General features: G+C 61.4%; 20 protein-coding genes and 1 pseudogene. 8 read left to right on the plus strand and 13 right to left on the minus strand.

Translation table 11 applies throughout. From position 1 onward, the window contains the following. Positions 1-197: 197 nt before the first annotated feature. On the plus strand, positions 198-665 hold the full coding sequence (locus tag QOM08_RS22735) for a preQ0 transporter (protein ID WP_047228899.1): 468 nt from the start codon (positions 198-200) through the stop codon (positions 663-665). Positions 666-767: 102 nt separating this feature from the next. Beyond that, a complete protein-coding gene (gene purT, locus QOM08_RS22740) occupies positions 768-1949 on the plus strand; it encodes a formate-dependent phosphoribosylglycinamide formyltransferase (protein ID WP_316912176.1) in 1182 nt (393 codons plus the stop codon). Positions 1950-2220: 271 nt separating this feature from the next. Here purT and QOM08_RS22745 read toward each other — a convergent pair whose 3' ends face one another. Both QOM08_RS22745 and QOM08_RS22750 read right to left on the minus strand, forming a co-directional pair. Next, a complete protein-coding gene (locus QOM08_RS22745; RefSeq protein WP_139049223.1) occupies positions 2221-4635 on the minus strand; it encodes a glucose/quinate/shikimate family membrane-bound PQQ-dependent dehydrogenase in 2415 nt (804 codons plus the stop codon). Positions 4636-4853: 218 nt separating this feature from the next. Beyond that, positions 4854-6236 carry a carbohydrate porin gene (locus tag QOM08_RS22750; protein WP_316912177.1) on the minus strand — a complete coding sequence of 461 codons (1383 nt, stop codon included), beginning with the start codon at positions 6234-6236 and terminating at the stop codon, positions 4854-4856. Positions 6237-6506: 270 nt separating this feature from the next. Here QOM08_RS22750 and QOM08_RS22755 point away from each other — a divergent pair, with 270 nt between their 5' ends. Then, entirely contained in the window at positions 6507-6737 is a 231-nt protein-coding gene (locus QOM08_RS22755) for a VF530 family DNA-binding protein (RefSeq protein ID WP_047228895.1), read from the plus strand. 3 nt (positions 6738-6740) lie between these two features. Then, complete coding sequence (locus QOM08_RS22760; protein ID WP_316912178.1) at positions 6741-7388, plus strand: Pr6Pr family membrane protein; 648 nt, start codon at positions 6741-6743, stop codon at positions 7386-7388. A gap of 161 nt (positions 7389-7549) precedes the next feature. Here the strand turns inward: QOM08_RS22760 and QOM08_RS22765 are convergent, their stop codons facing one another. The 3 genes from QOM08_RS22765 to QOM08_RS22775 are packed head-to-tail and all read right to left on the minus strand — an operon-like array spanning position 7550 to position 8896. After that, a complete protein-coding gene (locus tag QOM08_RS22765) occupies positions 7550-7759 on the minus strand; it encodes a DUF1289 domain-containing protein (protein ID WP_047228893.1) in 210 nt (69 codons plus the stop codon). Then, a complete protein-coding gene (locus QOM08_RS22770; protein ID WP_092456398.1) occupies positions 7756-8280 on the minus strand; it encodes a gamma carbonic anhydrase family protein in 525 nt (174 codons plus the stop codon). The genes QOM08_RS22765 and QOM08_RS22770 overlap by 4 nt, the downstream gene beginning before the upstream one ends. Before the next feature lie 16 nt (positions 8281-8296). Next, a complete protein-coding gene (locus QOM08_RS22775) occupies positions 8297-8896 on the minus strand; it encodes a CoA pyrophosphatase (RefSeq protein WP_047228891.1) in 600 nt (199 codons plus the stop codon). A 146-nt stretch (positions 8897-9042) separates the two neighbouring features. Between QOM08_RS22775 and QOM08_RS22780 the strand changes: the two genes are divergently transcribed. From QOM08_RS22780 to QOM08_RS22790, 3 genes are all read left to right on the plus strand, one after another. Continuing rightward, entirely contained in the window at positions 9043-9594 is a 552-nt protein-coding gene (locus QOM08_RS22780) for an NUDIX hydrolase (protein WP_047228890.1), read from the plus strand. Positions 9595-9635: 41 nt separating this feature from the next. Continuing rightward, positions 9636-10142 carry a murein L,D-transpeptidase family protein gene (locus tag QOM08_RS22785; protein WP_047228889.1) on the plus strand — a complete coding sequence of 169 codons (507 nt, stop codon included), beginning with the start codon at positions 9636-9638 and terminating at the stop codon, positions 10140-10142. 608 nt (positions 10143-10750) lie between these two features. Beyond that, a complete protein-coding gene (locus QOM08_RS22790; protein ID WP_139049221.1) occupies positions 10751-11020 on the plus strand; it encodes a hypothetical protein in 270 nt (89 codons plus the stop codon). Between the two features lie 210 nt (positions 11021-11230). Here QOM08_RS22790 and QOM08_RS22795 read toward each other — a convergent pair. The 3 genes and pseudogenes from QOM08_RS22795 to purL form a co-directional block, all read right to left on the minus strand. Further along, a pseudogene (locus QOM08_RS22795) lies at positions 11231-11425 on the minus strand (DUF6124 family protein); the annotation flags it as partial. A gap of 379 nt (positions 11426-11804) precedes the next feature. Further along, positions 11805-12116: a YqfO family protein gene (locus QOM08_RS22800; protein WP_139049219.1), complete on the minus strand. Its 312-nt coding sequence runs from the start codon at positions 12114-12116 to the stop codon at positions 11805-11807. A 4-nt stretch (positions 12117-12120) separates the two neighbouring features. Further along, positions 12121-16017 carry a phosphoribosylformylglycinamidine synthase gene (gene purL / locus QOM08_RS22805; RefSeq protein ID WP_139049218.1) on the minus strand — a complete coding sequence of 1299 codons (3897 nt, stop codon included), beginning with the start codon at positions 16015-16017 and terminating at the stop codon, positions 12121-12123. A 287-nt stretch (positions 16018-16304) separates the two neighbouring features. On the opposite strand from purL, the gene mltF reads away from it, so the two are divergent. Further along, positions 16305-17765, plus strand: coding sequence for a membrane-bound lytic murein transglycosylase MltF (gene mltF, locus QOM08_RS22810; RefSeq protein WP_139049217.1), 1461 nt, complete (start codon positions 16305-16307; stop codon positions 17763-17765). A gap of 69 nt (positions 17766-17834) precedes the next feature. On the opposite strand, the gene pdxJ is transcribed toward mltF, so the two are convergent. From pdxJ to lepB, 5 genes are all read right to left on the minus strand, one after another. Then, entirely contained in the window at positions 17835-18578 is a 744-nt protein-coding gene (pdxJ, locus tag QOM08_RS22815; RefSeq protein ID WP_047228885.1) for a pyridoxine 5'-phosphate synthase, read from the minus strand. 51 nt (positions 18579-18629) lie between these two features. Next, positions 18630-19319 carry a DNA repair protein RecO gene (gene recO, locus QOM08_RS22820; RefSeq protein WP_047228884.1) on the minus strand — a complete coding sequence of 230 codons (690 nt, stop codon included), beginning with the start codon at positions 19317-19319 and terminating at the stop codon, positions 18630-18632. Between the two features lie 171 nt (positions 19320-19490). Beyond that, on the minus strand, positions 19491-20393 hold the full coding sequence (era, locus tag QOM08_RS22825) for a GTPase Era (protein ID WP_047228883.1): 903 nt from the start codon (positions 20391-20393) through the stop codon (positions 19491-19493). After that, the gene (rnc, locus tag QOM08_RS22830; RefSeq protein ID WP_047228882.1) at positions 20386-21075 is read right to left on the minus strand and encodes a ribonuclease III; all 690 of its coding nucleotides are present in this window, start codon (positions 21073-21075) and stop codon (positions 20386-20388) included. The genes era and rnc overlap by 8 nt, the downstream gene beginning before the upstream one ends. A gap of 184 nt (positions 21076-21259) precedes the next feature. Next, positions 21260-22114 (minus strand): signal peptidase I, encoded by an 855-nt coding sequence (gene lepB / locus QOM08_RS22835; protein ID WP_047228881.1) that lies wholly within the window; start codon positions 22112-22114, stop codon positions 21260-21262. Between the last annotated feature and the right edge of the window lie 2 nt (positions 22115-22116).

The following is a 22116-nucleotide window of genomic DNA, read 5'->3' on the forward strand; positions in this document are numbered from 1 at the left end:
CATTGACTGAACACAACCCCTGTGGCGAGGGAGCTTGCTCCCGCTGGGCTGCGCAGCAGTCCCCCAAAGCAGTCACCTCGATATATCTGATCCATCGATTTGTCAGGTTTTGGGTCTGCTTCGCAGCCCAGCGGGAGCAAGCTCCCTCGCCACAGGGGCTATCGCACTTTATCCGTCACCACCAGGTACCCCGATCCATGCTTTTCCTGATCGCCTATATCAGCAGCGTCGTGCTGATCAACTTCGCGTTTTCCGCCGCGCCGCACCTGGACATCATCTGGTCGGCCTGGGGCGGGCTGGTGTTTGTCCTGCGCGACATGGTGCAAACTCGATTCGGCCACGGCGCCATCGTGGCGATGCTGGTGGCGCTGGTGTTGTCCTACGTCACCTCCGACCCGACCATTGCCCTGGCCAGCGCCACGGCGTTCGCGGTATCCGAATGCATTGACTGGCTGGTGTTCTCCATCACCAAGCGTCCGCTGCATGACCGGTTGTGGATCAGTTCGGCCCTGAGTATTCCTCTGGACACCTTCATTTTCTTCGGCATGATCGATGCCCTGACACCGGCTGTGGTGATCACCGCGCTGGTCTCGAAATTTGCCGGGGTCACCGCAGTGTGGCTGATCATGGCCTGGCGTTTGCGCAAACAGGCCGTCACCGGCTGAAGCCAAAACCTGCGGTTCATGTAAAATGCCGCGCTTTCTCCCCATGGGAAGCTCGCCCGGCGCGCGACCCTCGATGCTCCGCTCCTGTTTGAGGACCTTCAGATGACCCGTATCGGAACTCCATTGTCGCCCACCGCGACCCGCGTTTTGTTGTGTGGCAGCGGTGAACTGGGCAAGGAAGTGGTAATCGAACTGCAGCGCCTGGGCGTTGAAGTGATTGCCGTGGATCGCTACGCCAACGCGCCGGCCATGCAAGTGGCCCATCGCAGCCATGTGATCAACATGCTCGATGGCGCAGCCCTGCGCGCGGTGATCGAGGCCGAGAAGCCGCACTTCATCGTGCCGGAAATCGAAGCCATCGCCACCGCCACGCTGGTGGAACTGGAAGCTGAAGGCTTCACCGTGATCCCCACCGCCCGCGCCGCGCAACTGACCATGAACCGCGAAGGCATCCGGCGCCTGGCCGCCGAAGAGTTGGGTCTGCCGACCTCGCCGTACTTCTTCGCCGACACCGTGGAAGACTACCGCAAGGCCGTTGAAACCCTGGGCTTCCCGTGCGTGGTAAAGCCGGTGATGAGTTCTTCGGGCAAGGGCCAGAGCCTGCTGCGCAGTGCCGATGACGTGCAGAAAGCCTGGGACTACGCCCAGGAAGGCGGCCGTGCCGGCAAGGGCCGGGTGATCATCGAGGGCTTCATCGATTTCGACTATGAAATCACCCTGCTTACCGTACGCCATGTTGGCGGCACCACCTTCTGCGCACCGGTCGGTCACCGCCAGGAAAAAGGCGACTATCAGGAATCCTGGCAGCCCCAGGCCATGAGCCCGGTGGCCCTGGCTGAATCCGAGCGCGTGGCTAAAGCCGTGACCGAAGCCTTGGGTGGTCGCGGCCTGTTTGGCGTCGAGCTGTTCATCAAGGGTGACCAGGTGTGGTTCAGCGAAGTCTCGCCGCGCCCACACGACACCGGCCTGGTGACGCTGATTTCCCAAGACCTGTCGCAGTTCGCCCTGCACGCCCGCGCCATCCTCGGCCTGCCGATCCCGCTGATCCGCCAGTTCGGCCCATCGGCCTCGGCGGTGATCCTGGTGGAAGGCCAGTCGACCCAGACCGCTTTCGCCAACCTCGGCGCAGCCCTGGCCGAACCGGACACCGCCCTGCGCCTGTTCGGTAAACCGGAAGTCAACGGCCAGCGCCGCCTGGGCGTGGCCCTGGCGCGAGACGAGTCCATCAACGCCGCCCGCGCCAAGGCGACCCGGGCTTCCCAGGCGGTGAAGATCGAGTTGTAAAACCTGAGGTGGATACAATCCCCTGTGGTGAGGGGGTTGTACTGTGGCGAGGGGATTTATCCCCGCTGGGCTGCGCAGCAGCCCCCAAACAACCACCTCAAACGACCTGATCCACCGAGTTGTCAGATTTTAGGGCTGCTTCGCAGCCCAGCGGGGATAAATCCCCTCGCCACAAAGACTTGTTGCGTTCACAAAGGCCAGTGTGAAATCGAAGCATTAAAAAAGGCGACACCCGCAAAGGTGTCGCCTTTTTCATGAGCGCCGGTTTTGCTTAATCCGGCAGCTTGTAAGCGATCACATAGTCACCCTGCTTGGTACCCAGGGAACCATGGCCACCGGCGACGACCAGCACGTACTGCTTGCCGTCCTTACCGGTGTAGGTCATCGGCGTGGTCTGGGCGCCCGCTGGCAGGCGGCCTTCCCACAGTTGCTTGCCGTTTTTCACGTCATAGGCACGCAGGTACTGGTCGAGGGTACCGCTCAGGAACGCCAGGCCACTGGCGGTGGTGAAGGCGCCGCCCAGGCTCGGTACGCCCATGCTCAGCGGGATCGGTACCGGCGAGCTGTCACGCACGGTGCCGTTCTTGTGCATCCACAGAGTTTTGTTGTTGGTCAGGTCAACGGCCGCCACATAACCCCAGGCCGGTGCCTGGCAAGGCAGGCCCATTGGCGAAAGCAGCGCTTCGAGGATCACGCCATACGGCGCGCCTTTGTTCGGCTGCACGCCTTCGGTCTCGCTCTTGCGCCCCGGACCGCCGGCCACTTCGGCCGCAGGAACCAGTTTCGACTTGAACGCCATGTAGCTCGGATTGACGAAAGCGATCTGGCGTACCGGATCAACCGAAATACCGCCCCAGTCAAACACGCCGAAGTTACCTGGGTAGACGATCGAGCCTTGCAGCGACGGCGGCGTGAACATGCCTTCGTAGCGCAGCGACTTGAAGTCGATCCGGCACAGCATCTGGTCGAACGGGGTCACGCCCCACATGTCGCGTTCCTGGAGGACCGGCGGCACGAAGTTCAGGTCGGACATCGGCTGGGTCGGCGAGGTGTAGTCACCCTCTACCGCGCCTTGCGGCACCGGGATCTCCTTGATCGGCACGATCGGCTGACCATTGCTGCGGTCCAGCACGTAGATGCTGCCCTGCTTGGTCGATGCCAGTACCGCCGGCTTCACGCCATCGGCGGTTTTCAAGTCCATTAGCGTCGGTTGCCCGCCTACGTCCATGTCCCACAGGTCGTGGTGGGTGAACTGGAAGTACCAGCGCACCTTGCCGGTGGCGATATCCAGCGCGGTCAGGCCGGCGGCGTATTTCTCCGATTCTGGTGTACGGAAACCACCGAACTGGTCGGGCGTCTGGTTACCCATCGGCAGGTAGAGCATGCCGAGTTTTTCATCGACGCTGAACATGGACCACATGTTCGGCGAGTTACGGGTGTAGGTCTGGCCTTCGGCAATCGGCGTGGTGTCGTCCGGGTTGCCGCTGTCCCAGTTCCACACCAGCTCGCCGGTGTGCACGTCATAGGCGCGGATGACCCCGCTTGGCTCGTCGGTGGAGACGTTATCGGTGACGTGGCCACCGATCACCACCAGGTTCTGGGTCACGGCCGGTGGCGACGTGGAGTAGTAACCGCCGGCCGTGAAGCCGCCAATGTTGGCGGTCAGGTCGACCTGGCCCTTGTCACCGAAGTCTTCACACATCTTGCCGGTGTCGGCGTTCAGCGCGATCAGGCGCGTGTCGGCGGTCGGCAGGAAGATCCGGCGTGGGCACACGGTGCTGGCCGGCGTGGTGCTGGCCACGCCGGTCGGGCTCTGCTCGGCCGAGGCGTACACCGCGTCATCGTGATAGGTCACGCCGCGGCAGGTCATGTGGGCCCAGCCCTTGAAGTTTTCCGCTTTCTGCGTGGAAAGCTTCGGATCGAACCGCCAGATTTCCTTGCCGGTTTCAGGCTCCAGAGCAATCACCTGGCTGTGGGGCGTGCACACGTAGAGCATGCCGTTGACCTTCAGCGGTGTGTTTTCCGCCGTGGTCTCACCCGGGTCGTTCGGCCCTGGCAGGTCGCCAGTGCGATAGGTCCAGGCCGGTTCCAGCTTGCTGACGTTCTCGGGGGTGATCTGCGCCAGGGGCGAATAACGGTCACCATGGGCACTGCGGCCATAGGAGTTCCAATCCCCGTCCGGCATCGCCGGGGCGGTGTTGGTCATGCCAGGCACGCTGTCGCGGTCCAGTTGGCCCTCGATTTCACCCGGATTGGTGAACTGGCTGGCGAGCGCGGTGATGCCGGCAATGACCACGGCGGCGCCCAAAGCACGGGTGCCCATGGGCGAAGCGTCGGGGGTCAACAGTGGACGGCGGAACCACGGCAGCAACATGACGATGCCCAAGGCAAACAGCATTGCCAGACGCGGCACCAGTTGCCACCAGTCCAGGCCCACTTCCCACAGCGCCCACACCGTGCTGGCGAACAGCACCAGCGCGTACAGGCCCAGGGCCGCACGCCGGGCCATGATCAGCAGCACGCCGGTCAGCGCCAGGCCGATACCGGCCAGCAGGTAATACAGCGAGCCGCCAAGCGTGCTCAGCTTGATTCCCCCCGCCAACAGGGCCAGGCCCATCAATAGAAGCAGAATGCCGAGCAGGCTCGGTAGCAGACGGCTTCGACTCATAGCACCCTCAGTGCTCATAGTGTGATTCTCCGTGAGGTTTTAAGGAGTCCCGCGCAAGTAGTCACTGTAGATGACGATCTTGAGGGGGCATGGTTCAGTTGAAAGAGGTAATTGGGTTGAAGCGGTTGCTGTGGGAGCGAGCCTGCTCGCGATGGCGGCGTGACAGTCGACTTCAATGTTGGATGTGAAATCGCTACCGCGAGCAGGCTCGCTCCCACAAGGGTCTTGTGCACTGACTAGAACGACGACTGAATCTTGATCCCGCCAATCAGCGCGTCATCGACCTTGTCCACGCCACCTGGATGGCGGATGTACTGCAGGTTCGGGCGCACGGTCAGCCAGTTCGTCACGTGTACGCCGTAATACAACTCGGCGCTGTACTCGGTGTCCTGAGGCGGCAAAAAGGCCGGGTTGTCGTAACCCTGGACGGCGCGGGCCTGGTTGGTGGCCTCGGCGTTCTTGCGGTAAGCCGGGTTGACGTGAACCCGAGCCAGGGCAAAACCGATGTCATCCCTGGCGCGGGCGTCGAACAGCCCCTTGTAGACGAGACCGGCCTGGACATAGTGGTCGATGGCGTTGGTTTTCTTGTCGTGCATCGTGGCGTTGGCGAACACACTCAGGCCACGGGAATGATCACTGGCGACACTGGTCAGTTGCTGTTGCGCCCCCAACCACACGCCATGCTTGCTCGACGCGCTGCGATACGCCTCGCCGCTCAGGGCGGCCGGCTGGCCGTTGCGATCCTTGTAGGCGTCGGTGGCATTGGCACTGCTGTAGTAATAACCGGCGCGGTATTCGCCCGGCAGGCCATTGAACTTGGGCGACCACACCAGCTCCACCGGCACTACGGCGCCCTGGGTGCCGCTGCCGCTGAGCTTGAAGCCGTTACCGGTTTCCAGGTTCGAGGGGTTTTGTTCATAAGCCCCGATCTGCGCATACAGCTCAGGCGTGAGGTGATACTTGACCCGCAGCGCCCACTGGCTGACCGGCCAGTTGTACCAGATGCCGCCCACCCAGTTGCCCACTTGCGAGCCGCAGAACGCCAGGTTCTGGAAGTCGCAGGGGAAGCTGTTGAAATCCTCGCCCTCACCGAAACGACCGGCCTTGATATCGAGCCGGTCATCGAAAAATGCCTGCTGATACCACATCTGCGTCAACCGCCAGGTCTGGCCACGGCCCCAGACTTCCTGGGCGGAAGTGAAACCGCCAACGCGCGGGTCGTTGATCCGGTCGTTGCTGATGTTATTGCCGCTGCGCTCGGTGACCGTCAGTTGAAACTCGGCGGCGTGCCAACCGAGGATTTTCTGCAGGTCCAGGTGCGTGCCGAAGGCGAACTGGTCGCTGTAGCGAGCGGTGCGGTCATGGTCGTAGCCGCCGTGCAGGTTGCTGCCCATTTCGCCGGTGTAATCGAACTTGAAGTCGTAGCCTTGTTTCGCGAGTTCGCTTCGCGTGCCGTTCCAGTCACCCAGCATCCAGGGTGAGTCGCTGTCGAACGCGGGAGCGGCCTGAGCGCCGATGGCAATGCCCAAGACGCCGAGACCGGCCATCAGGTGAAGGGTGTTTCTGGCGGCAATACAGTGCCGGACAGCGCTGTCTTGCAGAGTCTGAACATCGAACATAAAGAAGGAATTCTTGATCTTTTTAGGGGAATCGCTGAACGCCGGGGGGCTTTGGCACGGCAGAAGAAGCGTTTCAGCAGGCGGTGCAAGGATAATGTCCTGTTACAAATAGAGAAAGGCCTTTTACTGACATGAATCATTTCGGATTCGGTAACAGTAGGCGTTGCGCAAAGCCGCGAAACAAACAGGCAGCGTTTCAGTGATACTTCCACCACGCGGGCACCTCGGCTAAGGTGCGCGGCTTTACACCTCTTTGCGCGAAGGCCTCCCATGACCGAATCCAACAACAACCCGCTGCACGGCGTGACGCTGGAGCAGATCCTCAACGCCCTGGTGCAGCACTACGAATGGTCGGGTCTGGCCGAGCGCATCGACATTCGTTGCTTCAAGAGCGACCCGAGCATCAAGTCCAGCCTGACCTTTTTGCGCAAGACGCCGTGGGCGCGGGAGAAAGTCGAGCGGCTGTACATCAAGCTGATGCGCACCAAACGACCGGTCTGAGCCGTGGACATTCAGATCCGTCGGCGCCCCGCGCTGCGACAATGTTTCGTGTCAGTGGCGGCCCTGTTGGGCTGGGCGGGGTTGAGCATCCAGTTGTACCTGATCCTGCTCGGTCGCTGGGAACTGGGCGCGAGCTTGCTCGGCGGCCTGGTGAACTTTCTCAGTTTCTTCACCGTGCTGACCAACACTCTGGTGGCCGTGGTGCTGACCTGGGAACTGATCCAGCGAGAATCGCCGGCCCGGCGCTGGTTCTTGCAGCCGGGGGTCAGCAGCGGCATTACCGTGAGCATTACCTTGGTCGGCCTGGCCTACAACCTGCTGCTGCGACATCTGTGGCAACCCGAAGGCTGGCAGTTCGTGGCCGACGAATTGCTGCACGACGTCATGCCGTTGCTGTTCATGACCTACTGGTGGTTCTGCGTGCCCAAGGGCACCTTGCGCATGAAGCACATCGGGCTGTGGATGATTTACCCGGTGGTGTACTTCGCGTGGCTCCTGCTACGGGGGGAATTACTGGCGGCGTACCCCTACCCTTTCATTGACGTGGCGAACCTGGGTTATCCACAGGTGCTCATCAATGCCGCAGGGGTATTGGCGGGGTTTGTCGCGATTGCGCTGGGGGTGGTGGGATTGGATCGGTGGCGTCGCTGAAATAAAGATTTTGAGGAAAAATATCTGTGGAGGCCAAACCTGTGGGAGCAAGGCTTGCCCGCGATGAACGATCACGCGGTCCACCTGACGACCTGGGTGCCTGCATCGCGAGCAAGCTTTGCTCCCACAGGTACGTGCTCCTACAGAGTCTTGTGTGGGCGTCAGCGCCTCACCGGCAACATCCACACCAACCCACTGGCCTTGGCCCTTTCATGACACAACGCCAGAACACTGCGTCGCTCATCGTTGTCCATCCGGCTCCAACGGGTGATTTCCGCCACGGTGCGCTGGCAGCCGGTGCAGATGTCGTCATCGTCCAGGGCGCAGATGTTCACGCAGGGCGACGGAACCGGGCGTTCTGGCGGGTTCATTGCTCTTGCTCGGCCAAGTCGCGGGCGTAGCGCTGCGCGTTGTGAACATAGTGCGCCGCGCTGGCCTCGAGCATCTTCTTCTGCGCTTCGGTCAATTCCCGCACAACCTTGCCGGGTGAGCCCATCACCAGCGAACCGTCAGGAATCTCCTTGCCTTCGCCGATCAGCGAGTTGGCGCCGATGATGCAGTTCTTGCCGATCTTCGCGCCGTTGAGGATCACCGCATTGATGCCGATAAGGCTGTAGTCCCCCACCGTGCAACCGTGAAGCATGGCGTTATGGCCGATGGTCACGCCGGTGCCGATGGTCAGCGGAAAGCCCATGTCGGTGTGCATCACGGTGCCGTCCTGCACGTTGCTGTTTTTGCCGATCAGGATCAGTTCGTTATCGCCACGCAGCACCGCGTTGAACCAGACATTGGCGCCTTCTTCGAGGCGAACCTTGCCCACCAATGTGGCGTTGGGGGCGACCCAGCTCTGTGGGTGGGTTTCGACACGGGCATCACCCAGGCGGTATTTCATGAGGTTCCTCGGGGCTTCAGGTATTGATGAAAGTCTTGGGCGGAGTGTGCAGGTCGATGCCGGCGTCGAACATCAGGTTGACCAGCTCGACCACCATGATCGCCGTCAGGCCCCAGATCTTGTACTCGCCAAAACGATAGCTGGGCACGTACCAACTGCAGCCCTGGTAGTCGATGCGGTGAGTGTGCTCGCGCGGGTCCTTGCGAAAGAACTCCAGCGGTACGCTGAACACCGCGGCGATCTCGGCATCGTTGGCCTGGTATTCGACGTAATCGGGAATCACCCCCACGTAGGGCGTGACCTTGATGCCGTGCAGCGAGATCAAGGGACTGAGGGGGCCGATCACTTCCACCAGGCCGGGGGGCAGGCCGATTTCTTCTTCGGCTTCGCGCAAGGCGGTGAAAATCAGGTCCGGGTCTTCCGGGTCGCGACGCCCACCGGGAAATGCCACTTCGCCGCCATGGGTCGAAAGCCCGCTGGCGCGCAGGGTCAGGACCAGTTCCGGCTCGTCACTGCGGGTAATGGGCACCAGCACCGCCGCTTCAGGGAAACGTCGGTCAGTCTCCAGATCACGTGGGGTATGGTTGCTTACTCGATGCAGTAGCTCGTCCAGCATGAGACTTCTCGATTTATTCGCTACCTTGCATCATGCACCAATCAGGCAAGCCGCCCAACCCCCGCACTGCGACGTGTCGCGAAACGACAACTTGCCGACAGCCGCCCGCAGACGCCAAGATAGGCGCAGCATTCAGGAACCCAAGCATGAAATTCTGCAGCCAGTGCGGTAACCCGGTAACCCAGCGTATCCCCGAAGGCGACTCGCGCTTGCGCTTTGTCTGCGATACCTGCCACACCATCCACTACCAGAACCCCAATATCGTGGCCGGTTGCGTGCCGACCTGGGGCAGCAAAGTGCTGCTGTGCCGGCGTGCCATCGAGCCACGGCGCGGTTACTGGACATTGCCGGCAGGTTTCATGGAGAACGGCGAAACCGTCGAGCAGGCCGCCGTGCGCGAGACCGCCGAAGAAGCCTGCGCCCGCGTGCGCAACCTGAGCATTTATACGCTGATCGATGTTCCGCATATCAGCCAGGTGCATGTATTCTTCCGCGCCGAGCTGGTGGACGAAGATTTCGCCGCCGGGCCCGAGAGCCTGGAAGTGAAACTGTTCGACGAAGCGGACATTCCCTGGGACGAGCTGGCTTTCCGCACGGTGGGCCGTACCCTAGAATACTTCTATGCTGACCGGCGAACCGAGGACTACCCGGTGCGATCCGAATCGATCCCGCCGCTGGCCCAGCCTGCCAATACCTAAAAATCCATAATAGCCGCGACACCTCTAGGGATATCGTTTCAATGCGCTGGTTGCTTGTCCTGTTCTGCTTGTCGTTCGCTGCGGTGTCCCAGGCTTCTGCGGTGGGAACCTACAACGGCAAGACCATCGAAAAAGTGCTGGTGCTCAAGTCCGCCCATCAATTGCAATTGATCAACGACGGCAAACCACTGAAGACCTATCGCATTTCATTGGGCAAAGGCGCCAAAAAAGGCCCCAAGCTGATCGAAGGCGACAAGCGCACCCCCGAGGGTTTCTACTGGATCGACTGGCGCAAGACCAGCGACCGCTTCTACCTGTCGATGCACATTTCCTACCCCAACATCAGCGACGCCGCCCGCGCCCGCCGCGAAGGCGTGGAACCGGGGGGCATGATCATGATCCATGGCACCCCTGATTCCGAAGAAAACCCTGAGCAGTTGTTCCACACCCTGGACTGGACCGATGGCTGCATTGCCATGCGCAATGTGGACATGCGCGAGGTGTGGAACCTGGTGCCGGATGGCACCATGATCGAGATCCGTCCATAACTCCACGCCCTTACTGCAAGAAGCCTTTGTGGCGAGGGAGCTTGCTCCCGCTGGGCTGCTCAGCAGCCCCACAGCAGTCAACTCAATTTGCCTGACACACCGAATTGTCAGGTCTTGAGACTATGTCCCTCCCACTTCTTGTTACAAGTCCCCGGAAGCGCAACGCAACCGCCTCACCCACCTTGATCTACCCTCAGGACTGATGTGGTGGGTCGAGGCCCTGCCCAGCAGGTCGCCCCCCGCAGAATCCATAGTGAAACGTGTCACGTCGAAGCATAGGCAGTCATGACGTATGTGATTCGACAGGGCTTCACCGTTCCAGATGAGACATCAAATCATGACAACTCATAACGGTTTTACCCGGGCGACAGCTGTCGTCGCGGTAGCGTGCGCGCGTGTGTGGCAGCCCAGCCACGATGCATGGGGCGCCGGAACACCGGCAGATGGAAAAGAGGAGCCGTGGTATACCGCCTGGCTTCAGGTCACGGCGGATCCGAGCGGTCCAGGGCGCGGATGCGCTTGCCAATGGGTTACGGGCCTGGAACTCTTTGCCAGCGAATTTGAGAGCGGTGAGGTGGCCGGAGTCTCCCCGGGCCCAATCGGTCATTGTGGCATTTCGCGACTATAGCGAAGCCAAGCTCTGGGCAACCCAGGAAGCAGAAAACGGCGGTTGGGTGTATGAAGTCAGGCCTAATGTCACGGCGGTGGATTTGTCGGTACGTAGCGCTGGTTCCCGTGAAGGTGCCTTCGCATTCATCGGCGGTATCAAGGGAGGCCTGTTGATGAATGCACGCCGCTTCGAGAAAGGCGTGAGTGAACCGGTCGAGTGCATTGGCATCGAGAAAGAAGCTTGCCGGCTCGAAAACATCCACCAGTAGTTTCAAACCCATGCCATCTACCCGACAGGGTGGCTGATGCTGTCACTTGAGGCTTGCTCGCTACAGGTTCAGTGCTCTGCCGGGATTGTTGTATTCATCTTTCGATTTATCGCGAGCAGGCTCGCTCCCACAGTGGATTTGTGGTGTTCACAACTTGTGGTCGACACCCGTCCCTTGTGGGAGCGAGCCTGCTCGCGATGAGGCCGGCACTTACTTGCATCCGGTCCGAAGCTCTACCCGATCCAAAGCCTTGTTCGCCAACAACGTCCCTAATTCAATTATCTGCGCCACTCCCAACAACATGTGCCGCCGCGAGCCTTCCAGATCGAAGGCAAGGTCGCTGAGAATGGCATTGGCTGAAGCAAGGGTTTCGCTGAGGTTGGCTAGCAGGGCTTCGGTATCGATGGAGCCACCACCATTTCGCGGTCAAACAAAAAAGTGGCAGCTGTACGCGGGTTGACCGACCGATTCACAAGGAAACCGGCACGTCCGAAGACGTCCCGCGCACAGCCGCCGCGACACGATACCTCAGACGAAAGAAAAACGCCTGAAATAGGTCCTGGTGCGCTGGTGCGTCTTGTGAGTTCGGACGGTCAAATCCGGTCGCTGAATTGGCAGCGACACCCAAAGGCTAGAGCCCTCGCTTCCGAGGGACAACCTTAAAAACATGTCGGAAACTTCGGCGCGTCTGACAGACCAGGATCCTTGTGGCGAGGGGATTTATCGTGGGCAATAAAAAACCCGCTGATCTAATCAGCGGGTTTTTCATTCGAGCGGGGGAAGGTCAAAAATCCTCCAACCGCCACACTTCATAAGCCGGTGTCTCATAGGGATGGCTCTGCTTCAACGCCGCCACCGCCGCACGAATCAACTCATCGGCCACGACAAGCTCCACTTTCCATTCCTCGACCTGCTCGACCTGCCCCGCTTCGCCAATGAACGGCTGGCTGCCGTCCAAGGGGCGGAACTGGCCCAGGCCCAGCACTTCCCAGGCGCAGTGATCATAGGCGCCGATCCGTCCGCCACCGGCGGCGAATACGGCGCTTTTGACCACGTCCAGGTGGCTGGCCGGGACGAAGAAGCAGAGCTTGTACACCGTCTTAGTTCACCCAGACGCGGGCGTTGCGGAACATGCGCATCCATGGTGCGTCTTCGTTCCAGTCGTCCGAACGCCACGAGTTCTGCACCGCGCGGAACACACGTTCCGGGTGCGGCATCATGATCGTGACGCGGCCGTCGCGGCTGGTCAGGCCGGTGATCCCGCGCGGCGAACCGTTCGGGTTGGCCGGGTAGGTTTCGGTGACCTTGCCGTGGTTGTCGACGAACCGCAGCGACACGCAACCGGACAAATCGGCTTCGAGCAGGGCTTCTTCGCTTTCGAATTCCGCATGGCCTTCGCCGTGGGCGATGGCGATCGGCATGCGCGAACCGGCCATGCCCTGCAGGAAGATCGAGTTGGATTCCTGGACCTGGACCATCGCCACGCGCGCTTCGAACTGCTCGGAACGGTTACGCACGAAGTGCGGCCAGAACTCGCTGCCCGGGATCAACTCGTGCAGGTTGGACATCATCTGGCAACCGTTGCACACGCCGAGGGTGAAGCTGTCGGTGCGTTCGAAGAAGCCCTGGAACGCGTCGCGGGCGCGGCTGTTGAACAGTGCCGACTTGGCCCAGCCTTCACCGGCACCCAGCACGTCGCCGTAGGAGAAACCGCCACAGGCGACCATGCCCTTGAAGTCGTTCAGGTCGACACGGCCGGCCAGGATGTCGCTCATGTGCACGTCGATCGCGTTGAAACCGGCGCGGTCGAACGCAGCCGCCATTTCCACCTGACCGTTGACGCCCTGCTCACGCAGCACCGCCACTTGTGGGCGAATGCCTTTCTTGATGTAAGGCGCGGCCACGTTTTCGTTGACGTCGTAGCTGAGCTTGGCGCTCAGGCCCGGGTTGTCTTCTTCCAGCAGCGCGTCGAATTCCTGCTCGGCGCAGTCGGCATTGTCGCGCAGGCGCTGGATCTGGTAGCTGGTTTCCGCCCACTGGCGCTGCAACAGACGGCGCTGGCCTTCGAAGACGGTGTCGCCGTTGAAGGTGATGTTGATGTGGGCGTTGTTGATCGGCTGGCCGATCACCGAGACGCAGTCGGCCAGGCCAGCTGCGCTGAACTGGGCAAGGATGTCCGGGGTGGCGTCCTGGCGAACCTGGATCACCGCGCCCAGTTCCTCGTTGAACAGGATGGCCGGGATTTCAGCCGTAGACTCGGCAACGCTGTCGAGGGTCAGGCTCAGGCCGCAATGGCCGGCGAAAGCCATTTCCACCACGGTGGTCAGCAAACCACCGTCGGAACGGTCGTGGTAGGCCAGCAGATGACCGTCGGCGTTGAGGCCCTGGATGACCGCGAAGAACGCCTTCAGGTCTTCGGCATCGTCGACGTCCGGCGCTTGCGAGCCGAGCTTGCCGTGCACCTGGGCGAGGATCGAGGCGCCCATGCGGTTCTGGCCACGGCCCAGGTCGATCAGGATCAGGTCGGTGGTGCCCTTGTCCATGCGCAGTTGCGGGGTCAGGGTTTGGCGGATGTCGGTGACCGGGGCGAAACCGGTGACGATCAGCGACAGCGGCGAGGTGACGCTCTTGTCCACGCCTTCGTCGTTCCAGCGCGTGGCCATGGACATGGAGTCCTTGCCCACCGGAATGGTGATGCCCAGCTCCGGGCACAGCTCCATGCCGACAGCCTTGACGGTGTCGTACAGGCGGGCGTCTTCACCCGGGTGACCGGCGGCGGACATCCAGTTGGCCGACAGTTTGATGTCGGAGATCTTGCCGATGCGCGAGGCCGCGATGTTGGTCAGGGTCTCGCCAATCGCCATGCGGCCCGACGCCGGAGCGTCCAGCAACGCCAACGGCGTGCGCTCACCCATGGCCATGGCTTCGCCGGTGTAGACGTCGAAGCTGGTGGCGGTCACGGCAACGTCGGCCACCGGCACCTGCCACGGGCCGACCATTTGATCACGGGCCACAAGGCCGGTGATGGTGCGGTCGCCGATGGTGATCAGGAAACTTTTGCTCGCCACGGCCGGGTGGTGCAGGACGCGTTCGATGGAATCGGCAACGTCGAGCGTCGACGGGTCGAAATCATCGCCCAGCTCGGCTTCGCGAACGGCCGAACGGTGCATGCGCGGAGCCTTGCCCAGCAGCACTTCCAGCGGCATGTCCACCGGGCTGTTGCCGAAGTGGCTGTCGGTGACGGTCAGTTGCGGCTCGGCAGTGGCTTCGCCGACCACGGCGAACGGGCAGCGCTCGCGTTCGCAAATGGCCTGGAAACGCTCGAAGTCGGCCGGGCCGACCGCCAGGACGTAACGTTCCTGGGATTCGTTGCTCCAGATTTCGTGCGGGGCCATGCCCGGCTCGTCGTTCGGAATGTTGCGCAGTTCGAAGCGGCCACCACGGCCACCGTCGTTGACCAGTTCCGGGAAGGCGTTGGACAGGCCGCCCGCGCCGACGTCGTGGATGAAGCTGATGGGGTTGTGTTCACCCAACTGCCAGCAACGGTCGATGACTTCCTGGCAACGGCGTTCCATTTCCGGGTTTTCCCGCTGGACCGAGGCGAAGTCCAGGTCCGCCGAGCTGGTGCCGGTGGCCATGGAGGAAGCGGCGCCACCGCCCAGGCCGATCAGCATGGCCGGCCCACCGAGGACGATCAGCTTGGAACCGACCAGGATCTCGCCTTTCTGCACGTGTTCGGCGCGGATGTTGCCCATGCCGCCGGCGAGCATGATCGGCTTGTGGTAGCCGCGCACTTCTTCACCGCGAGGGGTGGTGATGGATTGCTCGAAGGTACGGAAGTAACCGGTCAGGGCCGGACGGCCGAATTCGTTGTTGAACGCCGCGCCCCCAAGAGGACCTTCGATCATGATGTCCAGGGCGTTGACGATGCGCTCGGGCTTGCCGTACGGCTTTTCCCACGGCTGTTCAAAGCCCGGGATCTGCAGGTTCGATACGGTGAAGCCGGTCAGGCCAGCCTTGGGCTTGGCACCGCGACCGGTGGCGCCTTCGTCGCGGATCTCGCCACCGGAACCGGTGGACGCACCCGGGAACGGGGCGATGGCGGTCGGGTGGTTGTGGGTCTCGACCTTCATCAGGATGTGCACCGGCTCCTGGACCGCACCGTACTGGCGGGTCTCAGGATTCGGGTAGAAACGCCCGGCGACGTTGCCGACGATCACCGCGGCGTTGTCCTTGTAGGCCGAGAGCACACCTTCGTTGTGCATCTGATAGGTGTTCTTGATCATGCCGAACAGGCTTTTTTCCTGGCTCTGGCCATCAATGTCCCAACTGGCGTTGAAGATCTTGTGCCGGCAGTGCTCGGAGTTGGCCTGGGCGAACATCATCAGTTCGATGTCGTGGGGGTTGCGCTTCAAGCCCTGGAAGGCGTTGACCAGGTAATCGATCTCGTCTTCGGCCAGGGCCAGGCCCAGTTCGGCGTTGGCTTTTTCCAGTGCGGCACGGCCACCGCCCAGCACATCGATGGCGGTCAGCGGTTTTGGCTCGGCATGGCTGAACAGGCCCGCGGCCTGCTCCAGGTTGCCCAGGACGATCTGGGTCATGCGGTCATGCAAGCCCTCGGCGATCAGTTGGGCCTCGGCCTCGCTGAACTCACCGGCAACATAAAAGGCAATGCCGCGCTCCAGGCGCTGGATTTTCGCCAGGCCGCAGTTACGGGCGATGTCGCTGGCCTTGCTCGACCATGGCGAAATGGTGCCGAAACGTGGCAGCACCAGGAACAGACGACCGGTCGGCTCCTGGACAGGAACACTGGGACCGTACTTCAGAAGGCGCGCGAGCACCTGCTGTTCGTCGCCGGTCAAACCGCCGGTGACTTCGGCGAAGTGAGCGAATTCAGCATACAAGCCACTGACAGCCGGAACCTTCTGGCTCAGTTGCTCAAGGAGTTTGCTGTGGCGAAAGGCAGAAAGGGCAGGAGCGCCGCGCAGGATCAACATCTTCGGGACAGCCTCGGGAAGGGGGTGTGCTTTGAGGCCGTGCATTCTAGCCTAAACCGCTGGCGACGGCACCCGAAACGGCACGTACGATGCTGGCCGAATGTCGGTCTTTGCAGGAATGGCTCTTCCGGCCCCCGTTTGCACGGTCGTACCGAGATATTTTTCATCGGGGCAAAACACGGCGCCCCCCGGCCCGCCTGTGTTGCGGACATGTTTTGCAACCGCTAGCAGACTGGCCTTCTGCTGTCGAGATATGGCGGTCGGGGCCGTTTGCGTATACTGCGCAGATGTTTTCCCCAACGGCTTTGCGTCCGCGGTACGCCAAGTGGCTGATCGCAACCGGACTCTTCCTGGTGCTCAGTGGTTGTGTTGAGAAACCCAACACACTGGAGCGCGTGAAGGAGGATGGCGTGCTGCGGGTGGTTACCCGAAACAGCCCCGCCACCTACTTCCAGGATCGCAATGGTGAAACCGGCTTCGAATACGAGCTGGTGAAGCGTTTCGCCGACGATTTGGGGGTGGAGCTGAAAATCGAGACCGCCGACAACCTCGATGACCTTTTCACCCAGCTGGGCAAGCCCAACGGCCCGGTACTGGCTGCCGCCGGCCTGGTCAGCAGCGAAAAACGCAAGAGTCAGGTGCGATTTTCCCACTCCTACCTCGAAGTCACCCCACAAATCATCTACCGCAACGGCCAATCACGCCCCACCGACCCGGCCGCCCTGGCGGGCAAGAAGATCATGGTGCTCAAGGGCAGCACCCACGCCGAACAATTGGCGCAGTTGAAACAGAAATATCCCGGCATCGAATACGAAGAGTCCGACGCGGTAGAAGTCGTCGACCTGCTGCGCATGGTGGATGAAGGCCAGATCGACCTGACGCTGGTGGACTCCAACGAAGTGGCAATGAACCAGGTGTACTTCCCCAACGTGCGGGTCGCTTTCGACCTGGGCGATGCCAGCAACCAGAGCTGGGCCGTGGCCCCTGGCGAAGACAACAGCCTGCTCAACGAAATCAACGCCTACCTGGACAAAGTTCAGAAGAATGGCACCCTGCAACGCCTGAAGGATCGCTACTACGGGCACGTTGATGTCCTGGGTTATGTTGGCGCCTACACCTTCGCCCAGCATTTGCAGCAGCGTCTGCCCAAGTACGAGAAGCATTTCAAGAACTACGCCAAGGCCGAAAAAGTCGACTGGCGCCTGCTGGCGGCCATCGGCTACCAGGAATCACTGTGGCAGCCGACAGTCACGTCCAAGACCGGCGTGCGCGGCCTGATGATGCTGACCCAGAACACCGCCCAGGCCATGGGCGTGTCCAATCGCCTGGATCCCAAGCAGAGCATCATGGGAGGCGCCAAGTACCTGGCTTATATAAAGGGCCTGCTGGACGACAGCATCGAGGAGCCGGACCGCACCTGGTTCGCCCTCGCCGCCTACAACGTGGGTGGCGGTCACCTGGATGACGCTCGCAAACTGGCGGCCAAGGAAGGGTTGAATCCGAACAAGTGGCTGGATGTGAAGAAGATCCTGCCGCGCCTTTCCCAGAAGAAGTGGTACAGCAAAACCCGCTACGGCTACGCCCGGGGCGGTGAACCGGTGCATTTCGTGGCAAACATCCGCCGCTACTACGACATCCTGACCTGGGTCACACAGCCGCAGCTCGAAGGCGACCAGGTGGCCGAGGGCAACCTGCACGTGCCGGGCGTCGACAAGAGCAAGCCGAACCCGGAAACCCCGCCGCTCTGAATCCCCAATACACTGAGGCCCCCTTGTGGGAGCGAGCCTGCTCGCTCCCACATGGGCCCTGCGTATGCATCAAACTTTGGCGGCTGCCAGGATCAGCGCTTTCATTTCAGCCACCGCCGACTTGAACCCGACAAACAATGCATGGGCCACCAGCGCATGGCCAATGTTCAGTTCGTTGATGCCCTTGATGGCCGCGACGGCCTCGACGTTGTGGTAATGCAAGCCATGGCCGGCATTCACAATCAGGCCCTGGGCCAGGCCGAAGGCAACGCCATCGGCTACCCGCTGCAGCTCTTCAGCCACCTCGGTGGGCGTTTGCGCATCGGCATAACGGCCAGTGTGCAGTTCGATGGCCGGGGCACCGACGCGCCTGGAGGCTTCGATCTGCCGCTCGTCGGCGTCGATGAACAGCGACACCTCTGCGCCGATCTTCGACAAACGCTCCACCGCCGCCCTGATCCGTGCTTCCTGCCCCGCTACGTCCAGGCCGCCTTCGGTGGTCAGCTCCTGACGTGTCTCGGGCACCAGGCAAATGTGCGCGGGGCGGATGCGTTCGGCAAACACCATCATTTCTTCGGTCACGCCCATTTCGAAATTCATGCGCGTTTGCAGCACGTCCTTGAGCAGCAGTACGTCGCGCTCCTGGATGTGACGGCGGTCTTCACGCAGGTGCACGGTGATGCCGTCGGCGCCTGCCTCTTCAGCATCCAGCGCGGCCTTGACCGGGTCCGGGTAGCGGGTACCACGGGCTTGGCGCAGGGTGGCGACATGGTCGATGTTCACGCCGAGAAGAATGCGATTGCTGGTGCTCACGAAAAGCGCTCCTGAGATGGACAGAGATTCGGCCCACAGCATACGGGTTGATCAAGGCTTGCGAAACAGCTCGCGACTGACCAGCGGCCGACCGCCCAAATGAACCGCCAGGGCCTGGCGCATCAGACGCTTGGCCGCCGAGAGCGCGCCCGGCGCACTCCAGTCGGCCTCGGCCATGGCCAGAAGTTCGGTGCCATTGAACAACCCGGGTTGCAGCAGGTAGACCTGTTCCAGGCCGGCATCCACCTGCAGCCGATACAGACCGTCCGCTGCGATGGGCTCGCCATGCAGGTCGGTGTTCAGGGCAAAACCGTAGCCCAGATCGTCCAGTAGCCGCCACTCGAAGGAACGCAACAGCGGTTCCAGAGGGCGACCTTCGGCCAGGGCCAACAGTGTGGCGGCATAGTGATCGAACACTGCGGGATGGGGGTCTTCGGCGGGCAGCAGGCGGATCAGCAGCTCGTTGAGATAAAGGCCGCTGAACAACGCCTCGCCGTTAAGCCAGGCCGCAACACCGTTGCTTTCCATGCGCCCGACGTTCTTCAACTCGCCCCGCCCCCGGAATTCCACTTCCAGCGGCACGAACGGCCGCGCCAGCGTCCCGGCCTTGCCACGAGCGCTCCGCAACACCGCCCGCAGTCGCCCCTGGGGCGTAAGAAAGTCCACCAAGGCGCTGCTTTCGCGGTAGGCGCGCGAGTGCAGGACGTAGGCGGGTTGGGCGGTGGGTTGGGTTGGCGGCATGGGATCGCAGCTCTCAATGAGTAAACGCAGTATTACTGACAACCACAAACCACTGTGGGAGCGAGCCTGCTCGCGATGAGGGACTGATATTCAACAGGAATGTTGACTGACAGACCGCTATCGCGAGCAGGCTCGCTCCCACAATGAAAATTCATGCACTCAGGAAGAGCTTTACAGGTCGCCGTAACCCAACGACCGCAGCGCCCGCTCATCGTCGGACCAACCGCCCTTCACCTTGACCCACAGGTTGAGCATGATCTTGGAGTCGAACAACAGCTCCATGTCCTTGCGCGCTTCGGTGCCGATGCGCTTGATACGCTCGCCCTTGTCGCCAATGATGATTTTTTTCTGGCCGTCGCGTTCGACGAGGATCAGCGCATGGATGTGCAGCGTCTTGCCCTGCTGCTTGAACTCTTCGATTTCCACGGTGATCTGGTACGGCAGCTCTGCGCCCAATTGGCGCATGATTTTCTCGCGCACCAGTTCGGCGGCCAGGAAGCGGCTGCTGCGGTCGGTGATCTGGTCTTCGGGAAAGAAGTGATCGTTTTCCGGCAGGTGCTCGGCGATCACCCGCTCCAGCGCATCGAGATTGTGGCCGTGCTGGGCCGAAATGGGCATGATCTGGGCGTTGGGCAATTGCTCCTGCAACCAGCTCAGGTGCGGCATCAATTCGGCCTTGTCTTCGATGCGGTCGGTCTTGTTCAGCGCCACGATCAAGGGACCTGTCACGTACTGGACGCGTTCGAGAACCATCTGGTCTTCTTCGGTCCACTTGGTGCGATCAACCACAAAGATCACCACATCGACGTCTTTCAGCGCCGCCGAAGCAGTCTTGTTCATGTAGCGGTTCAGCGCTTTTTCGCCACCTTTGTGCATGCCGGGGGTATCAACGTAGATCGCCTGTACGGCGCCTTCGGTCTTGATACCCAGCATGTTGTGGCGGGTGGTCTGGGGCTTGCGCGAAGTGATCGCCAGCTTCTGGCCCAGGATGTGATTGAGCAGCGTGGACTTGCCCACGTTCGGCCGGCCGACAATGGCGACATAGCCGCAGCGGGTGACGGTTGTATCAGTCATTGCCATTCTCCACGCCCAGGGCAATCAGTGCTGCGGCGGCCGCTACCTGTTCGGCAATACGACGACTCACACCCTGACCCCGGCTTTTTTCATTCAATAAGACCACTTCGCATTCGACGAAGAAGGTTCGGCAATGCGGCTCGCCCTGGATATCCACCACTTCGTAACGCGGCAACTCGCAACTGCGCGATTGCAGGAATTCCTGCAAACGGGTTTTCGGGTCCTTGTTGGTGTCCACCAGCGTCAGGCTGTCGATCTCGGAGGTCAGCCAGGCCAGCACGCGCTCGCGCGCCATTTCCATGCCGGCGTCCAGGTAGATCGCGCCAATCAGCGCTTCCAGGGCATCGGCCAGAATCGACTCACGACGGAAACCGCCGCTCTTCAATTCACCGGAGCCCAGGCGCAGGTACTCACCCAGGTCGAAACCGCGGGCCAGCACGGCCAGGGTCTCACCTTTGACCAGGCGCGCGCGCAAACGCGACAACTGGCCTTCCCGAGCCAGCGGGAAGCGTTCGAACAATGCCTCGCCAGCCACGAAGTTGAGGATGGCATCACCCAGAAATTCCAGGCGTTCGTTGTTGCGCCCGGCAAAACTGCGGTGAGTGAGAGCCAGAAGCATCAGCTCCTGATCCTTGAAAGTGTAGCCGAGCTGACGCTCGAGACGGCTTAGAGAAACGCTCACGGTTTACCCACGCTGAGTTCGTGGCTGGATTCCACCACCACGGCCGCGAAGCGCCGTTGGCTTGGGACAATTAACGCTGTGTTCAAAAATGACGTCCTGACTATCGTTGGCTTCATGCCTTCGGGCAACCTTGTGCAGGCTCCAGAAATGCATTCGGCGCTGTGTTCAACAGCGCCGTGTGTGATTACTTGATCAGGCCAACCCGCGAGAAATTCGGCAGGTGACTGAGTTTGGGTTCCGGCCAGCTCATCCAGACCGCAAAGGCCTTGCCGACGATATTACGGTCGGGGACCATGCCCAGCATGTCCTTGGGAATGTTCGGATCATCCCAGTACCGGCTGTCGTTGGAGTTGTCGCGGTTGTCGCCCATCATGAAATAGTGCCCGGCCGGCACGGTCCACGAATGGTCCGGTGCGGCGCGGTAACGGCTCATTTCCTTGCGGATAAGGTGTTCGGCCTCGCCGAGCTTTTCCTGGTAGAGCTCGGCGCTGCCCAGTGTGCCCGGCTCGGAGCCGATCAACCGTTCGGCCACCAGTTCGCCGTTGACGAACAGGCGCTTGTCGGCGCTGTAGCGAATCTTGTCTCCCGGCAAGCCGACCACACGCTTGATGTAGTTGACGTTCGGATCGCTCGGAAAACGGAACACCATGACATCGCCGCGTTGCGGGTCACCGATTTCGATGACCTTCTTGTCGATCACCGGCAGGCGGATCCCGTAGGAGAACTTGTTCACCAGGATGAAGTCGCCCACATCCAGGGTCGGCTTCATTGAGCCGGACGGGATCTGGAACGGTTCCACCAGGAACGAGCGCAGCACCAGTACGATGAACAACACCGGAAAGAACGACTTGCCGTATTCGACCAGCAGCGGTTCCTTGTTGAGTTTTTCGACCACCACCCCATCAGGCTGGCTGACGCTGCCCTGATAGGAGGCGATGGCAGCCCGGCGCCGCGGCGCCAGGAACAACAGATCAAGCAACGCCAACAGGCCGCAGACGAACACGGCGATAACCAGCAACAGCGGGAAATTTAGCGACATAG

The sequence above is a fragment of the Pseudomonas sp. P105 genome, assembly GCF_032614175.1.
GTDB classification, from domain to species: Bacteria; Pseudomonadota; Gammaproteobacteria; order Pseudomonadales; family Pseudomonadaceae; genus Aquipseudomonas; species Aquipseudomonas rhizophila.

Coding starts and splice junctions, on each gene's coding strand:
- QOM08_RS22735 (WP_047228899.1), top strand. CDS start 198: ATGCTTTTCCTGATCGCCTATATCAGCAGCGTCGTGCTGATCAACTTC.
- purT (WP_316912176.1), top strand. CDS start 768: ATGACCCGTATCGGAACTCCATTGTCGCCCACCGCGACCCGCGTTTTG.
- QOM08_RS22745 (WP_139049223.1), bottom strand. CDS start 4,635: ATGAGCACTGAGGGTGCTATGAGTCGAAGCCGTCTGCTACCGAGCCTG.
- QOM08_RS22750 (WP_316912177.1), bottom strand. CDS start 6,236: ATGTTCGATGTTCAGACTCTGCAAGACAGCGCTGTCCGGCACTGTATT.
- QOM08_RS22755 (WP_047228895.1), top strand. CDS start 6,507: ATGACCGAATCCAACAACAACCCGCTGCACGGCGTGACGCTGGAGCAG.
- QOM08_RS22765 (WP_047228893.1), bottom strand. CDS start 7,759: ATGAACCCGCCAGAACGCCCGGTTCCGTCGCCCTGCGTGAACATCTGC.
- QOM08_RS22770 (WP_092456398.1), bottom strand. CDS start 8,280: ATGAAATACCGCCTGGGTGATGCCCGTGTCGAAACCCACCCACAGAGC.
- QOM08_RS22775 (WP_047228891.1), bottom strand. CDS start 8,896: ATGCTGGACGAGCTACTGCATCGAGTAAGCAACCATACCCCACGTGAT.
- QOM08_RS22780 (WP_047228890.1), top strand. CDS start 9,043: ATGAAATTCTGCAGCCAGTGCGGTAACCCGGTAACCCAGCGTATCCCC.
- QOM08_RS22785 (WP_047228889.1), top strand. CDS start 9,636: ATGCGCTGGTTGCTTGTCCTGTTCTGCTTGTCGTTCGCTGCGGTGTCC.
- purL (WP_139049218.1), bottom strand. CDS start 16,017: ATGTTGATCCTGCGCGGCGCTCCTGCCCTTTCTGCCTTTCGCCACAGC.
- mltF (WP_139049217.1), top strand. CDS start 16,305: ATGTTTTCCCCAACGGCTTTGCGTCCGCGGTACGCCAAGTGGCTGATC.
- recO (WP_047228884.1), bottom strand. CDS start 19,319: ATGCCGCCAACCCAACCCACCGCCCAACCCGCCTACGTCCTGCACTCG.
- era (WP_047228883.1), bottom strand. CDS start 20,393: ATGACTGATACAACCGTCACCCGCTGCGGCTATGTCGCCATTGTCGGC.
- lepB (WP_047228881.1), bottom strand. CDS start 22,114: ATGTCGCTAAATTTCCCGCTGTTGCTGGTTATCGCCGTGTTCGTCTGC.